At 51.5% G+C, this 266-nt stretch carries 1 rRNA gene; it reads left to right on the forward strand.

What is annotated here, in order from left to right:
• A 23S ribosomal RNA gene (locus L7A20_RS11890) occupies window positions 1-237 on the forward strand; the annotation flags it as partial.
• Window positions 238-266: the final 29 nt, after the last annotated feature.

The following is a 266-nucleotide window of genomic DNA, read 5'->3' on the forward strand; positions in this document are numbered from 1 at the left end:
GGGACGGACGAACCTCTGGTATGTCAGTTGTACCGCCAGGTGCATGGCTGATTGGCTACGTTCGGGAGGGATAACCGCTGAAAGCATCTAAGCGGGAAGCCTGTTTCGAGATGAGATTTCCTGGTGGCCTTTGGGTCATGTGAGGATCCCTATAGATGATGGGGTTGATAGGCCAGGTATGGACGCGGGGAATGCCCGTGGAGTTGACTGGTACTAATAGTCCGAAGGCTTACACTTTTATGACTGAGTTTGTTTGTTGTTTGCGT

It is taken from the genome of Rothia nasimurium, assembly GCF_928381415.1.
Lineage (GTDB): Bacteria > Actinomycetota > Actinomycetes > Actinomycetales > Micrococcaceae > Rothia > Rothia nasimurium_H.